The sequence below is a fragment of the Thiococcus pfennigii genome (assembly GCF_016583835.1).
In the GTDB taxonomy this organism is placed as follows: domain Bacteria; phylum Pseudomonadota; class Gammaproteobacteria; order Chromatiales; family Chromatiaceae; genus Thiococcus; species Thiococcus pfennigii.
Window position 1 is genome coordinate 22,143 of sequence record NZ_NRRW01000036.1, and the last position, 15,472, is coordinate 37,614.

Here is a 15,472-nt window from a genome sequence, read left to right on the forward strand (position 1 = left end):
ATAGCTACCCGAATCCCCGTCAAAAAGAAGGAAAAGCTACCACCGCCAGGGTCTCCAGGCAAGGCCGGACACCGAGCGGCATCGATGGCCGCCCCGGCGAGACCGGCACCGCCGGCCCGCCAGGGCTGACGGTTACTCGTCCGCCCCCGATCCGGCATCGCCGAGATTGCGCTCGATCTCGGCCCGGGCCGCCATGTCGGCGAGCATCTGGTCGAAATAGCCGCGGGCGATCAGACCGCCGAGGGCATCGGCCTCCTGGACCCGCTGGGCCGGCCCGAGGTCCTCGCCCGTGCCGTCGATCACCTGCGTCACGGCGACCACCGCGACATCGCCGTCGAGCAGCGCCACTCGCCCGTAGCTCGCCCCGTCGTCGCCAGGGCGCGGCAGATCGAAGGCCAACGCGCGGACCTCATCCGGCAGACCCGGGGCGTTGCGACCCACTGTCCGGGATGCCGACACCGGCCAATCGCCCGCCACGTCCTCGAGGCTCGCGCCCTGCTCCAGGCGCGCGATCAGTTCGTCGGCGCGGGCCACGGCGGCGCGCTGGGCACGCTCCTCGCGCAGCGCGGCAACGATCTCCTCGCGCACGTCGGCGAGCGGATGGACGGTCGCGTCCCGATGATCGGTGACGCGCAGGACGATCGCCTGGAACCGGCCGCGCTCCGGCTCGATCAACTCGCTATTCAAGCCCTCGCGCACGACCTCGTCGCTGAACGCGGCCGAGATGACCCGCGGATGCCCGAGCAGACCCTCGCCGCCGGTGCGCGGCACCCAATCGCTGCTCTGGATCTCCAACCCGAGGGCCTCGGCGGCCGGGGCCAGGGTATCGGCCGCCTCGTAGGTCATGGTCGCCAGCCGCTCGGCCCAATCGTAGTAGAGGGCCTCGATCTGCTGCTCGGCGGCCTCGGCGACCAGTTGGTCGCGAACCTCCTCGAATGGCTCGACGCTCGCCGACTTGATCTCGTCGACGAGGATCAGGTGGTAGCCGAACGGGGTCCGCACCGGGGCGCTGACCTCCCCCTGCGGCAACTCGAAGGCCGCCGCATCGAAGGACGCATCCATCAGGCCCGCCTGGATCTCGCCGATCAGCCCGCCGTTGGCGGCACTCTCGGCATCGACCGAGACGGCGCGCGCGACATCCTCGAACGGCTCACCGGCCAGGATCCGCTCGCGGGCGGACTCGGCAGCCTGCCGCGCCTGCGCCTCGCCATCCTCGGCATCTCCCGGTATCGCCACCAGGATGTGGCGAACGACGCGCCGCTCGGGTTCGCCGAAACGGGCCTGCTCGGCCTCGTAGCGCTGCCGCAGCTCCGCGTCGCTCGGCGGCGGCGCCGCGGCGGCAATGGCCTCCTCGTCGAGCAGCAGGTATTCCAGCTTGACCTGTTCGGGCACCTCGAACCGGGCTCCGTGCGCGTCGTAGTAGGCGGCGATCTCGGCCTCGGAGAAGGGCTCATCCGAGCCGAGCTCCGCCGCCTCGATCCGCAGGAAGCGCACCTCGCGCTCCTGACCGAGGAGCCGCAGGGCCTCGTCGAGTTCCGCCTCCGTCACCAACTCGCTTGCGCGCACCGCCCGCTCCAGCTGGCTGCCGACCAGACGCTGGCGCAGCCGTGCCTCGAACTGCGCAGGCGACAACCCCTGGATCGACAGGGTCCGCTCGTAGGCCTCCTTGCCGAAGCGCCCGTCGACCTGAAATGCCGGGTTGGTCATGATCGCGATGCGGATCTCGTCGTTCGACGCCCTTAGACCCATTTGGTGCGAGCGCTCGAGCAGCAGGAGGTCGCGGATCATCGACTCGAGCACCTCGCGGCGCAGGTCGCCGTCATCGATGAGTGCCGGATCGTAGGCCGCACCGAGCTGCTCGCGCAGCATCATGCGCGTGTTCTGCAGTTGGCGTTCGAAGTCCGACCGGGCGATGTCCTGGCCGGCGACGCTCGCCACGACCGTCTTGCCCCCGCCCTGGAAATAGGAGTCGATGCCCCACAGGGCGAAGGGGATGGCGATCAGGACGACGATGACCCAGGCGATCCAGCCCTGCGCGCGCTCTCGGATACTTTGCAGCATGGTCAAAACGGAGGCAGGTTATGAAAGGACAAACGAAAACGGGGTATCCGGACCGGATACCCCGCTCTTCAAGCAAGATGGCGGAGTGGACGGGACTCGAACCCGCGACCCCCGGCGTGACAGGCCGGTATTCTAACCAACTGAACTACCACTCCAAAAACTGAGCCCCTGTTGGCGCCCCAGCGAACGCTGGCCGCGTCCGCGCTTGTGACGCCCAAGCGCATGGTGGGTGCTGCAGGGATCGAACCTGCGACCCTCGCCTTGTAAGGGCGATGCTCTCCCGGCTGAGCTAAGCACCCCAAGGACGAGGACGTTATTTTACGGCATCCTTGAGCGCTTTACCAGCCTTGAATGTCGGCGTCTTCGAGGCTGCGATCTCGATGGTCGCGCCGGTCTGCGGATTGCGCCCGGTGCGCGCGGCCCGCTCACGGATCGAGAAGGTCCCGAAACCGATCAGAGAGATGGTCTCGCCGTTCTTGAGCCCCTCGGCGATCGAATCCGTCAACGCGTCCAACGCCCGCGCCGCCGCAGACTTCGAGATATCTGCCGCTTCCGCCATCCTTTCGATGAGCTGCGATTTGTTCATTCTCCCCCCTGTTTGCTTCGCCGTGACAATCCGATTCCGGCACCTCCGTTCGAAACGAGAGCGCCGCGCAAAAACCGACAGTCCGCAACCCTGTCAAGCGACCCGCAAACATCACCTGCGGCCGATGCAGACGAGAATAGCGGCAATCCTAAACGGCGCTGCCTGTCACGACAATACCCGCCGTCGAAGATTCCATCTCCGCCCCGCCGGGACCGCGGGACCAGCGCGGCCCCGGCCCAGTCAATGATGGGTCCGCGCCCCAGTGCCCTTCTTGCGCTCGCGCTTGGGCGCCGGCAACGCAGCGGCCTCGGGGCTGGCGCTCGGCTCCTCTTCGCCGGGTTTGGCCAGTTCGCCGAGCGCCAGGGCGAGGACCTCGTCGATCCATCTGACCGGACGGATGTCGAGGTTCTGTTTGATGTTCTTCGGGATATCGATCAGGTCCCGCTCGTTCTCGTGCGGGATGATGACCATCTCGATGCCGCCGCGGTGGGCCGCGAGGAGCTTCTCCTTGAGTCCCCCGATCGGCAACACCTCGCCGCGCAGCGTGATCTCGCCGGTCATCGCGACGCTCGAGCGCACCGGCACCCGGGTCAGGGCCGAGACCAGCGCCGTGCACATGGCCACGCCGGCACTCGGCCCGTCCTTCGGGGTGGCACCCTCGGGGACATGGACGTGGACATCGTACTTCTGGTGGAACTCCAGATCGATGCCGAGCGCCTCGGCACGGCTGCGCACGACCGTCATCGACTCCTGCATGACCTCGCCGAGGTGACCCGTGTAGGTGAACTTGCCCTTGCCCGGCACGAGGGCCGCCTCGATCCGCAGCAACTCGCCGCCGACCTCGGTCCAGGCGAGCCCGGTGACCTGGCCGATCTGGTCCACCTCGTCCGCCCGTCCATAGCGATAACGCCGCACGCCCAGATACTTCTCGATCGACTTGGATGTGACGACGACGCTCGTCGTACGTTCCTTGAGCAGGATCTCCTTGACCACCTTGCGGCAGATCTTGGAGATCTCGCGCTCGAGATTGCGCACGCCGGCCTCGCGCGTGTAGTGGCGGATGACCTCGCGCAGTGCCGTCCCGCGCAGGACGACCTCGTCCTTCTTCAGGCCGTTGACCTTCATCTGCTTCGGGATCAGATACTTCTCGGCGATCGCGACCTTCTCGTCCTCCGTGTAGCCCGAGAGGCGGATGACCTCCATGCGATCGAGCAGCGCCGGGGGGATGTTCAGGGTATTGGCGGTGGCGACGAACATCACCTCGGAAAGGTCGAAATCGACCTCGAGGTAGTGGTCGTTGAAGGTGTGGTTCTGCTCGGGATCGAGGACCTCCAGCAGCGCCGAGGCCGGATCGCCGCGAAAGTCCATCGCCATCTTGTCGATCTCATCGAGCAGAAACAGCGGGTTGCGCGCGCCGACCTTGGAGAGATTCTGGATGATCTTGCCCGGCAGGGCGCCGATGTAGGTGCGGCGGTGGCCGCGGATCTCGGCCTCGTCGCGCACGCCGCCGAGCGACATGCGCACGAACTTGCGATTGGTCGCCCGGGCGATCGATTGGCCGAGCGAGGTCTTGCCGACGCCGGGCGGGCCGACGAGACAGAGGATCGGCCCCTTGAGCTTGCGCACCCGCTGCTGGACGGCGAGGTACTCGAGGATTCGCTCCTTGACCCGCTCCAGGCCGTAGTGATCCGTCTCCAGCACCCGCTCGGCCATCGCGATGTCGTTGCGTATGCGGGTGCGCGCCTTCCAGGGCGCGTTGACCAGGGCATCGAGATAGTTGCGCACGACCGTCGCCTCGGCCGACATCGGCGACATCAGCTTGAGCTTGTTGAGCTCGGTCTGCGCCTTGGCCTTGACCTCCTTGGGCATCCCCGCCTCTTCGACCCGCCGGGCGAGGTCCTCGAGCTCGTTGGGCGCCTCCTCGAGCTCGCCGAGCTCCTTCTGGATCGCCTTCATCTGCTCGTTGAGATAGTACTCGCGCTGGTTCTTCTCCATCTGGCGCTTGACGCGCCCGCGGATGCGCTTCTCCATCTGGAGGATGTCGTTCTCCGACTCCATCAGGCCCATCAGGTGCTCGAGCCGGGCCTGCACATCGAGCATCTCCAGGACGCGCTGCTTCTCGTCGATCTTCAGCGACATGTGCGCAGCCATGGTGTCGGCGAGCCGCCCCGCCTCGTCGATGCTCGAAAGCGAGGTCAGGACCTCCGGCGGCACCTTCTTGTTGAGCTTGACGTATTGGTCGAAGAGCGCGATCGCCGAGCGCATCAGAACCTCCTGCTCGCGCTCGTCGGCCTCCAACTGATCCTCCAGGGCGACGATGTTCGCCGAGAAGGCATCATCGGTCGTCAGGAAGCTCGTGATCCGGCCCCGCTGATTGCCCTCGACCAGGACCTTGACGGTGCCATCCGGGAGCTTGAGCAGTTGCAGGATGTTGGCCAGGGTGCCGACCAGATGGAGGTCGCCAACGCCGGGGTCGTCGACCTCAGCGCTCTTCTGGGCGATGAGCAGGATCTGCTTCTCGCTGGCCATCGCGGCATCGAGGGCCTTGATCGACTTGTCCCGGCCGACGAACAAGGGGATCACCATGTGTGGATAGACCACCACATCGCGCAGTGGCAGTACCGGCACGTCTTGAATCGTATCGACGCTGGCGTGGGTGTCTTTCTGGGCCATGGGATCTCTTACTCGGAAAATGGTGGACGTTCGCACCGCGTCGGCCCCGAGTCGCGGGACCCCGCCGGGCCGGCGCGGCCAGCGACCGGGGGAGACAGTCAGCGGAAGTCGACGACTATTGGGCTTGGCCGCGGGACTTCAACGAGACCCAGACCTCGAAGGGGTGCAGCCGCCGCAGGCCGCCGGCCGCACGGGGCGGCGCCGAACGCGGCGTCCGACATGCGGGGCGGCGGTCGAAGCCCGCTGCCGCCCGGCATGGGATGTCTGACCGAAACGCGAGGACGGGGCGCGCTCGGACGTCAATCCGCCGCGGCGCGCTTCTCGACGCCGTCATAGAGGATGAAGGGCGGGTTCTCGCCGGCGATCACGGACTCGTCGACGACGATCTTGCTCACGCTCTCCATCGACGGCAACTCGTACATGATATCGAGCAGGACCTGCTCCATGATCGTGCGCAGGCCCCGCGCCCCGGTCTTGCGCTCCATCGCCTTCGCCGCGATCGCCCGGAGGGCGTTGTCGCGCAGATCGAGTTCGCAGCCCTCCATCTCGAAGAGACGGCCGTACTGCTTGACGAGGGCATTCTTCGGCTCGGTCAGGATACGCATCAGGGCCGCCTCGTCGAGTTCGTCGAGGGTCGCCATGACCGGCAGGCGGCCGACGAACTCGGGGATCAGGCCGTAGCGGATCAGGTCCTCGGGCTCCACGAGGCTCAGGACCTCGCCGACGTTGCGCTCGTCGTTGGCGCTGTGCACCTCGGCCGAGAAGCCGATCCCACCCTTGCGCGAGCGGTTACGGATGACCTTGTCGAGCCCGGCGAAGGCGCCGCCGACGATGAACAGGATGTTCGAGGTGTCGACCTGGAGGAACTCCTGCTGCGGGTGCTTGCGTCCGCCCTGCGGGGGCACCGCCGCGACCGTACCTTCGATCAGCTTCAGCAGGGCCTGCTGGACGCCCTCGCCGGAGACGTCGCGGGTGATCGAAGGGTTGTCCGACTTGCGCGAGATCTTGTCGATCTCGTCGATGTAGACGATACCGGTCTGGGCCTTCTCGACATCATAGTCGCACTTCTGCAAGAGCTTCTGAATGATGTTCTCGACGTCCTCGCCGACGTAGCCGGCCTCGGTCAGCGTCGTCGCGTCGGCGATCGTGAAGGGGACGTTGAGCAGGCGCGCGAGCGTCTCGGCCAGCAGCGTCTTGCCCGAACCGGTCGGGCCGATGAGCAGGATATTGCTCTTGGCGATCTCGATCTCCTCCTTGGCCTCGGAGATCTCCAGACGCTTGTAGTGGTTGTACACGGCCACCGACAGTACCTTCTTGGCCCGCTCCTGGCCGATCACGTACTGATCGAGGCTGTGCTTGATGTCATGCGGCTTCGGGAGCTTGCTCGCGGCCGCCCCGACGCTCTCCTGCATCTCCTCGCGGATGATGTCGTTACAGAGCTCGACACACTCGTCGCAGATGAAGACCGACGGCCCGGCGATCAGCTTGCGCACCTCGTGCTGGCTCTTGCCGCAGAAGGAACAGTACAACAGCTTGCCGTCGTCGCTCTTACCGTGATTGCTACCACTCATCGAGGCTGCATCTCCGCTAGGTCAGGGGCTGGATCGGGCCCACCATCCATTGGTCTCATTGGCCCAATCATAACCGTTTGCAACCGATTCGCAAGGCAACGCCTCCGCGCGCCGCGACCGGCGACGCGATCACCGGGCGCCGACGCCGTCGCGGCATCGCGCCGCGGAGACGCCGCGCTCAGCTGTTCTTCGCCAGGGTCGGACGCTCGCTCAGGACGCGGTCGACGAGTCCGTATTCGACCGCCGCCTCGCCGCCCATGAAGCGGTCACGCTCGGTGTCGTCGGCGATCTTCTCCACCGTCTGGCCCGTGTGGTGGGCGAGGATCTGGTTGAGCCGTTCGCGGATGAAGAGGATCTCGCGGGCATGGATGTCGATATCGGTCGCCTGCCCCTGGAAGCCGCCCAACGGCTGGTGGATCATCATCCGCGAATGCGGCAGACAGAACCGCTTGCCCTTGGTGCCGCCGGCCAACAGCAGCGCCCCCATGCTCGCCGCCTGGCCGATGCACATAGTGCTGACATCGGGACGGACGAAGCGCATCGTGTCATAGATGGCCAGCCCGGCCGTCACCGCGCCGCCCGGGGAATTGATATAGAGGTGGATATCCTTGTCGGGATTCTCCGATTCGAGGAACAGCAACTGGGCCACGACCAGGTTGGCCATGTGATCCTCGATCGGCCCGACCAGGAAGATCACCCGCTCCTTCAGCAGGCGCGAGTAGATGTCGTAGGAGCGCTCGCCGCGGGCGGTCTGCTCCACGACGATCGGGATCAACCCAAGCCCCTGGGGGCTCCAATCACTCATACCGGCCTCGTTGCTCATGGCTCGTGCCCTTGTCATATAGCGGTAGCGCGCCCGCCGATCAAGCCTCGGCCTGCGCCGAGGCCAGCTCATGGAAACTCATCGGCACCTCCTCGACGGTCAACGAGGCGAGCAGCGCATCGACGACCTGATCCTCCATGACCTGCGATTCGATCGCCGCCAAGCGCTTGGGATCGGCATAGTAGTAGCGGATCACCTCCTCGGGCGACTCGTAGCTGGCCGCGAGGTCCTCGACCGCGGCCCTGACCCGATCGGCATCGACCTGGATCTCCCGGCGCTGGACGATCTCGCGCAGGATCAGTCCGAGGGTCACGCGCCGCCGGGCCGCGTCCTCGAAGAGCTCGTCCGGCAGTTCGATCTTGCCGGCGCCCTGCAACCCCTCGGTGGCCTGCTTCTTGAGCGACTGGATCTCGTCGCGGAGCAGCGCCTCGGGGAGCGCGACGCTGTGGGTCTCCATCAGGACATCCATGACCTCGGACTTCACGCGCGCCGCCGTACGCTGACGCCGTTCGCGCTCGAGGTTCTCGCGCACGTCGCGATAGAGCTTCTCGACCCCGCCCTCGGCGATGCCGAAGCTCTGCACGAAGGCCTCGTCGACCTCGGGCAGCACGGGTTCGCTGACCTCCTTGACGGTGACCGCGAACCGGGCCGTCTTGCCCTGGAGGAGCGAGTTCGGATGGTCCTCGGGGAAGGTGAGTTCGAGGTCACGCTCCTCGCCTGCGCCGGCCCCGACCAGGCCCTCCTCGAAGCCTGCCATCAGGCGGCCGCTGCCGAGTTCGACCGGCACGTCGCTGCCCTTGCCGCTGTCGAAATCGGCCCCGTCGATCTGGCCTTGGTAGTCGACGACGACTCGGTCCTTGGCCTGGGCCGGACGCTCGACCGCCTGCCAAGTCTTGCGCTGCTCGCGCAGCCGCTGGACGACCTCGTCGACATCGGCGTCGGTCACCTCGACCTGCGGTCGCCGGACGGTCCGGCCGGCGAGATCGGCGAGCTCGATCTCGGGGAAGACCTCGAAGACGGCCGTGAAGCCGTACTGTCCGTCAGCGGGCGAGACGAGCGGCTCGATGGTCGGGCGCCCGGCCATATTGAGCGATTCCTGCGTGATGGCCTCGGCGAAGACCGAGGGCACCAAATCGCCGATGATCTCGTGGCGCAGTTGGTCCTGATAGCGCCGGCGCAGCACCTGCAGGGGCACCTTGCCCGGACGAAAGCCCGACAGCCGGGCCGTGCGGGCCAGCTCCTTCAGGCGCTTGTCGAGCTCCGCCTCGATCTGCTCGGCCGGCAGGGCGACCTTCATGCGCCGCTGGAGGCCTTCACCGGTTTCCACTGACACCTGCATTGCCAAACTCCCCCGCCACGCCGGCCGGCGAGCATGCCGATCCGGTCGTGAGACACGTGTTTTCAGAGAATCCCGCCGCACCGTACCCGGCCGCTACCGCCCGGGACGTCCCGCAGGACACGAAGATCGAGCGGCGCCCGAGCCTCCGCCGACACGAGCGGCCCGCGCCGCGCACGGGGCGAAAACGGGACCGGGACGCACGCAAAGCGAGACAGTATAACGACTTCACCGGCCAGAGGCACCCGGAAAAGCGCGCTTGGCCGCGACGGCAAGCGACGGGGCCGGCCGGAACCGGACGGTCAGGCGTCGCCGGGCAGATCGACCCCTCGCTCGACCTCGCCACCCCGGCGCAGCTCGCGCTTGAGGATCTTGCCGGCCGCGTTCTTCGGCAGGGCCTCATGGAAGACGAAGCGGCGCGGCACCTCGTAGGCCCCGAGGCTCTCGCGGCACCAGGCGCGCAGGTCGGCCTCGCGCAGGTCGGCCCCAGGCGGGACGACGACGTGGGCGATCGGCACCTCGCCGTGCAGGCGATGCGGCTCGCCGACGACGGCCGCCTCGAGGATCGTCGGGTGGCGGTAGAGGACCTCTTCGATCATCCGCGGATAGACGTTCGCGCCGTTGGTGATGATCATATCCTTGAGGCGGTCGACCAGATAGAAGTAGCCGTCCTCATCGCGATAACCGAGGTCACCGGTGCGGAACCAGTCCTCGAAGAAGGCCTCGCGGGTCGCGTCGGGCAGGCGCCAGTAGCCGCGCATCACGTTCGGGCCGCGCACGCAGACCTCGCCGAGTTCGCCCACCGGCAGCGCCGCCCCGGCCGGGTCGCGGATCGTCATCTCCACCCCCGGCAGCGGCAGACCGACCGAGCCGGGCTTGCGCACGCCGGCCACCGGATTGACGCAGGTGACCGGCGAACACTCCGTCGGTCCGTCGCCCTCCAGGATCGGTACGGCAAAACCCTCCTCGAACGCTCGTAGCAGCGCCTGCGGCATGGCGGCACCGCCGGAGACGCAGAACCGCACCGACCGCCAGCGCCCGCGCACCGCCTCGGCGACCCGCAACAGCAGGTGATACATGCTCGGCACGCCGAGGAAGACGGTCGCACCGTGGGCACCGATCGCCTCGCTGACGAGGACCGGCTCGAAGCGCGCCAACGGCACCAGGGCCGCGCCCTGCAGGAGCGGCGCGAGCATGCCGACGGTCGCGGCGAAGGCGTGGAACATCGGCAGCACGACCAGGACGCGGTCCTCGCCGGCCCGCAGGCCCAACGCCGCGGCCACGGCCCGGGCATTGGAGACCAGATTGCCGTGGGTCAGCACCGCCCCCTTCGGCCGCCCGGTGGTGCCCGAGGTGTAGAGGATGGCCGCGGCGTCCTGTGGCGCACAAGGCCGCTCGGGGGGCTCGCCAGCGACATCCGGCAAGCCCGTCAGCACCGGCCCCTCCGGCGACCCGGCCGCGGCGATCCGCACGCGGGCCACCAACGCCAGCGCGGCGAGCGCCGGGTGCTCGGCGATCTCGGCCAACTCCTCGTCCCAGCAGAGGGCCGCGACCCCCGCGTCGGCGAGGATGAAGGCGAGCTCCTTCGGGCTCAGGCGCAGATTGAGCGGGACGACGGTCGCGCCGGCCTTGAGGATGCCGAGATAGAGGGCGGCGAACTCGGGGCCGTTCGAACACAGGAGACCGACCCGCTCCCCCGGCCCCACGCCGCCGGCGACGAGCCCGGCGGCGACGCGATCCGAGGCGCGATCGAGGCGGGCGAAGGTCCAGGCCGGGAAGTCGCCGACGAGGCAGGGCGCGGCGGCCGAGCGACGCGCCACCGCACGGAAGGCCTCGGGGACGCCCCCCGGGGCGGGCCCATCCGTGCTCGGCGACACGCCCATCTGCTCGCGCACGGCGGGACGCTCGCCGGTCAGATGACCTTCGAGAAGCCCACCGGCCCCTCCTTGTTGGCCAGATAGGCATCGAAGGCCATGCAGATGTTGCGGATCAGCAGGCGCCCACGCGGCAACACGTCGATGCCCTCGCCGTCGACCGCGATCAGACCGTCGGCGATCATCGGCTCGAGCCGGGCGAGATCGGCCGCGAAGTAGTCGGCGAAGCGCAGGCCCCAGCGCTCCTCGACGGCGGCGAACGGCAGATGGAAGTGACAGATCAGCCGGGTGATGACGTCGCGGCGGATCTCGTCGTCGCGGCTCAGACCGACGCCGCGGAAGACCGCCAGTCGCCCGGCGTCGATCGCCGCGTGATACTCGTCGATCGTCCGCTCGTTCTGGGCATAGGTGCTGCCGACCATGCCGATCGAGGTCACGCCGATCCCGACCAGGTCGCAGTGCGCATGGGTCGAGTAGCCCTGGAAGTTGCGGTACAGGGTCCCGTCGCGCTGGGCCAGCGCCAACTCGTCGTTGGGCCGCGCGAAGTGGTCCATGCCGATGTAGACATAACCCGACGAGGTCAGCCGCTCGATCGTCGCCTGGAGGATATCCAGCTTGACCTCGGGGCGCGGCAGGTCCTCGGGGTTGATGCGCCGCTGCGGCTTGAAGCGCTCCGGCAGGTGGGCGTAGTTGAAGACCGAGAGGCGATCCGGGCCACAATCGATGACCCGCGCGAGGGTCTCGTCGAAGCTCTCGACGGTCTGAAACGGCAGGCCGTAGATCAGGTCGATGCTGATCGAGCGGAAGCCCTGGTCGCGGGCCGCCCCGAGCACCGCCATCGTGTCGGCCTCGGCCTGGATGCGGTTGACCGCCTCCTGGACGCGCGGGTCGAAGTCCTGCACGCCAAGGCTCATCCGGTTGAAGCCGATGCGTCGCAGCAGGGCGATCGTCTCCGGCGTCGCCTCGCGCGGGTCGATCTCGATCGAGAACTCGCCGCTGTCGTCGTCGGCCAGCGTGAAGTGCTTGCGGGTCTGCTCCATCAGCTCGACCATCTGGTCGTGGCTGATGAAGGTCGGGGTGCCGCCGCCCCAGTGCAGCTGCTCGACGCGTCGCGAGCGGTCGAACAGGGCCCCCTGGAGGGCCAGTTCGCGGTAGACGCGCTCGAGGTAGGGCTGCGCGAGCGAGCGGTCCTTGGTCGCGATCTTGTTGCAGGCGCAGTAGAAGCAGACCGTGTCGCAGAACGGGATGTGGAAGTAGAGCGACAGCGCGCGTCCGCTCGCGTTGCTGTTGCGACAGGCCTCGGCGTAGGTGTCGGCGGTGAACCCTGGGTGGAACTCGACCGCGGTCGGGTAAGAGGTGTAGCGCGGACCGCTTTGATCGTAACGGCGAATCAGGTCGAGATCGAAGGTGATGCTTTGGTCCATGTCCAGCCTGTGCTTGATGGGGTGATTGGCGTCTGCCCGGGCGCCGGCGCCGCGTGAGGGGTCTCGCGCGGCCGGCGGCCTCAGGTACCCTCGAGATCCAGCCCGCGGCGGTGGGTCTCGTCGATCTGCTCGAGCAGCGAGTGGAACGGAATCTGCGCCGAATGTTCGGCGATCAGGTCGATGAAGGCGAGGTCCTCGCGCCCGAAGCGGTAACTCCCGTCGCGCATGGCACGCTCGATGGCCTTCACGCCCGCCTCGAGCGGGGCGAGGAAGACCGGCAGCGACGCCCCGTCCGTCTGCCCGAACTCCAGGCGGTCGCGCAGATCCTCGACCTCGGCGACCGCCGCGCGGATCCAGTCGACATACTCGTCGACCGAACTGGCGCGCCGCAAGCTCATGGCCGCCGCCCCGCCGCGACGAAGGACGGCGCGTCGGCGAGGAGTTGCTCGCGCGTCAACAGGAAGACGCCGTCGCCGCCACGGGCAAACTCGAGCCAGGTGAACGGGACGTCGGGGAACTGCTCGACCAGGGTGTCCGCGCTGCTACCGACCTCGACGATCAGCACCCCATCCGGGGCGAGGTGCGCCGGAGCCTGGCGCAGGATCTCCCGCACCAGGTCGAGGCCGTCGTCACCGCCGGCCAGGCCGAGCGACGGCTCGGCCCGATACTCGGCCGGCAAGGCCGCCAGCTCCTCGGCAGCGACATAGGGGGGGTTGGAGACGATCAGGTCATAACGTTGCCCGGCGAGGGCAGCGAACAGATCGGATTCGACGACCCGCACGCGGTCGGCCAGATCGTGACGCGCGACGTTGGCGGCCGCGACGGCCAGCGCCCCAGGCGAGACGTCGACGAGATCGACCTGCGCATCCGGCAAATAGGCGGCGGCGGCAATCCCGATGCAACCGCTACCGGCACAGAGGTCCAGTACGCGGCCGACCCGCTCCGGGTCGAACCAGGGGGCGAAGCCGTCCTCGACGAGTTCGGCGAGCGGCGAGCGCGGCACCAGGACGTCCTCGGTAACCAGGAACTCGAGTCCGGCGAAACGCGCCCGCCCCGTCAGATAGGCCGCCGGGCAGCGTTCGCGGACGCGTCGCTCGATCAGCGCTGCGACGGTGGCACGCTCATCGGGCGTCAGGCGGCAGTCGCGATAGGCGCCGGGGAAGTCGGCCGGCAGGTGCAGCGCGAAGAGGACGAGTTCGGCCGCTTCGTCGAGCGCATTGTCGCTGCCATGGCCGAAGAAGAGGCCGGCCTGGTTGAAGCGACTGGCCCCCCAGCGGATGAAATCCTGGATACTGATGAGCCCCTCGGGCTGACCGGTCATCGATCTTGAAACCTTTCGCGCTCGTCCCCGGCGGATGATATCGACCCGCGCACGGACAGCCGCGCGAATCGTCGACCGAGCCCCGCCGCGGGCGATTCCGCCAGACCCCGGACCTCCCCAAGGGTGCCCCGAAGGACCTTGTGGCAGAAATTACTTGAAACCGGCTGGGCGGCCATCGCTGCTCGACGACCCCGAAGGGCCGACCGGTCGGCGATCATATCACGTCCCCGCCATCGCCTTCAGCCGGCGCGAAAACGGGGCTCACGCGCGAAAAGCGCACGAACCGCAGGATCATGCGGCGCCGCCGGGCGAAGGCCGGCGACCACCGCATGATCGGGCACCGCCGCCGACCTCATGCGGCCCGCCGCTTTCGTTCGGTGCCCATGTCCGGGACCGCGACCTCGAGCGACTCGCCACCACCGCGGCGCACCAGGTCGGCCAACGTGATCCCGCTCAGGAAATGGAAGATCTCGTCGCTGAGTTGGTCCCACAGGCTGTGGGTGAGGCAGCGTTTGCCCTCGCGACAGTTCTCGCGGCCGCCGCAGCGGGTGAACTCGACCCATTCGTCGACCGCGCAGATGATGTCGGCGATCGAGATCTCCTCCGCGGACTTGGCCAGGTAGTAGCCCCCGCCCGGACCACGGACGCCGCGAACCAGCTGCTTGCTGCGCAACGCGGCGAAGAGCTGCTCCAGATAAGACAGGGAGATACCCTGGTTCACGGAAATGTCCGCCAGGGTGATCGGACCCTTCCCTGCGGCCAGCGCCAAATCCAGCATTGCCGTCACCGCGTATCTGCCTTTCGTCGATAGTCTCATGATCTGGTGCCCTGTGTTCAGTGCAAGCGACAGTAACCCACGCCTGCCGGATCCTGCGCCCGACAATAACCAAGCGTGTCACTCAAGTATGGAGCCGCCCAACCGGAACACAAGTGATGTTTCTGAAAAATTTTCGCCCGCCTCGGGCCTTGCCGGACGCGCACCCGGGCAGGCGCGATCGTGGTATGGTCAGGTGGTCATCGAGCTATCCGGCGCGCTCAGGGTCGACCCCGAGCGCACCACTGGCATCGCCATCGAGCGCGAGGCGTCTACTGTTGTTCGTGCCGAAGCTCGCCCTCTTCGCCCTGTTGACGCTGGCGTGGGGCCTCAGCAGTTGCGCCCATCGGGCCGCGTATCCCGAGCGCGCTACCGCCGAGCCGTCACCAACCTCCGTCGCAGGCACTCCCACGCCTGGCCAGGGACCCCGCCGGGCGGAAGACGATCCACGCTACGCGCTGCCACCGGCGCGCAAGCGGGCGCTGGGCATCTACCTGGGCTCGCAGACCTTCGAATACCTCGAGGACGACAGGGTGATCGTCAGCGGCCCCATCTCCAGCGGCTCCGCGGCACACCCGACCCCGAGCGGGGATTTTCGCGTCTTGAGCAAGGATGCCAACAAGCGCTCCGGCAGCTACACGAACTACTTCAACCGCCCGACCCCAATGCCCTACTCGCTGCAATTCCACGGACCCTACTTCGTGCCTGGACGGAAAGTCGTTTTCAATAGCAGGAACAATGCCTTATAATCGAATCCGGCACCGGAAGTCGAGTGGCCGGAAATCGCCGGCAGGCACGGCGCCGTCGCTAACTGTCTGATTGTTCCTCGCCAGGGGTGGCGGAAGACCGCCGGTCGTGGCAATGATGGTATTGGATCCGCAAAACTTCGTTCATTCCCAATTCCCATGCGCGAGATCATCAACCCGCAATTGCAGCTCGGTGAACAGGACATCGGCGCCATCGTGATCGACGCCAAGTCGCGCGATGAC

General features: G+C 67.5%; 12 protein-coding genes and 2 tRNA genes. 1 reads left to right on the forward strand and 13 read right to left on the reverse strand.

Features of this window, described 5'->3' with window-relative positions:
- Positions 1-132 precede the first annotated feature (132 nt).
- The 13 genes from CKO41_RS12150 to CKO41_RS12210 form a co-directional block, all read right to left on the reverse strand.
- Positions 133-2,061 (reverse strand): SurA N-terminal domain-containing protein, encoded by a 1,929-nt coding sequence (locus tag CKO41_RS12150; RefSeq protein WP_200249716.1) that lies wholly within the window; start codon positions 2,059-2,061, stop codon positions 133-135.
- Between the two features lie 78 nt (positions 2,062-2,139).
- Positions 2,140-2,216, reverse strand: a tRNA-Asp gene (locus tag CKO41_RS12155).
- A gap of 68 nt (positions 2,217-2,284) precedes the next feature.
- Positions 2,285-2,360: transfer RNA gene (locus CKO41_RS12160), tRNA-Val, on the reverse strand.
- 14 nt (positions 2,361-2,374) lie between these two features.
- A complete protein-coding gene (locus CKO41_RS12165) occupies positions 2,375-2,677 on the reverse strand; it encodes an HU family DNA-binding protein (protein ID WP_338113714.1) in 303 nt (100 codons plus the stop codon).
- A gap of 210 nt (positions 2,678-2,887) precedes the next feature.
- The gene (gene lon / locus CKO41_RS12170) at positions 2,888-5,320 is read right to left on the reverse strand and encodes an endopeptidase La (RefSeq protein WP_200382457.1); all 2,433 of its coding nucleotides are present in this window, start codon (positions 5,318-5,320) and stop codon (positions 2,888-2,890) included.
- Between the two features lie 299 nt (positions 5,321-5,619).
- Positions 5,620-6,891, reverse strand: coding sequence for an ATP-dependent Clp protease ATP-binding subunit ClpX (clpX, locus tag CKO41_RS12175; RefSeq protein ID WP_200249712.1), 1,272 nt, complete (start codon positions 6,889-6,891; stop codon positions 5,620-5,622).
- Between the two features lie 178 nt (positions 6,892-7,069).
- Complete coding sequence (clpP, locus tag CKO41_RS12180) at positions 7,070-7,696, reverse strand: ATP-dependent Clp endopeptidase proteolytic subunit ClpP (RefSeq protein ID WP_274607540.1); 627 nt, start codon at positions 7,694-7,696, stop codon at positions 7,070-7,072.
- Between the two features lie 58 nt (positions 7,697-7,754).
- A complete protein-coding gene (tig, locus tag CKO41_RS12185) occupies positions 7,755-9,041 on the reverse strand; it encodes a trigger factor (protein ID WP_338115576.1) in 1,287 nt (428 codons plus the stop codon).
- Positions 9,042-9,352: 311 nt separating this feature from the next.
- Positions 9,353-10,945, reverse strand: a complete 1,593-nt coding sequence (locus tag CKO41_RS12190) for a long-chain-fatty-acid--CoA ligase (protein ID WP_338115577.1) — start codon at positions 10,943-10,945, stop codon at positions 9,353-9,355.
- A 17-nt stretch (positions 10,946-10,962) separates the two neighbouring features.
- A complete protein-coding gene (gene hemN / locus CKO41_RS12195) occupies positions 10,963-12,348 on the reverse strand; it encodes an oxygen-independent coproporphyrinogen III oxidase (protein ID WP_200249710.1) in 1,386 nt (461 codons plus the stop codon).
- 80 nt (positions 12,349-12,428) lie between these two features.
- On the reverse strand, positions 12,429-12,746 hold the full coding sequence (locus tag CKO41_RS12200) for a general secretion pathway protein GspF (RefSeq protein WP_200249709.1): 318 nt from the start codon (positions 12,744-12,746) through the stop codon (positions 12,429-12,431).
- A complete protein-coding gene (gene prmB, locus CKO41_RS12205; RefSeq protein ID WP_200249708.1) occupies positions 12,743-13,669 on the reverse strand; it encodes a 50S ribosomal protein L3 N(5)-glutamine methyltransferase in 927 nt (308 codons plus the stop codon). Before prmB ends, CKO41_RS12200 begins: the two co-directional genes overlap by 4 nt.
- A gap of 352 nt (positions 13,670-14,021) precedes the next feature.
- Positions 14,022-14,486, reverse strand: a complete 465-nt coding sequence (locus CKO41_RS12210) for an Rrf2 family transcriptional regulator (RefSeq protein WP_200249707.1) — start codon at positions 14,484-14,486, stop codon at positions 14,022-14,024.
- 281 nt (positions 14,487-14,767) lie between these two features.
- Here CKO41_RS12210 and CKO41_RS12215 point away from each other — a divergent pair, with 281 nt between their 5' ends.
- On the forward strand, positions 14,768-15,232 hold the full coding sequence (locus CKO41_RS12215) for a L,D-transpeptidase (RefSeq protein WP_338115578.1): 465 nt from the start codon (positions 14,768-14,770) through the stop codon (positions 15,230-15,232).
- The last annotated feature ends 240 nt before the right edge of the window (positions 15,233-15,472 follow it).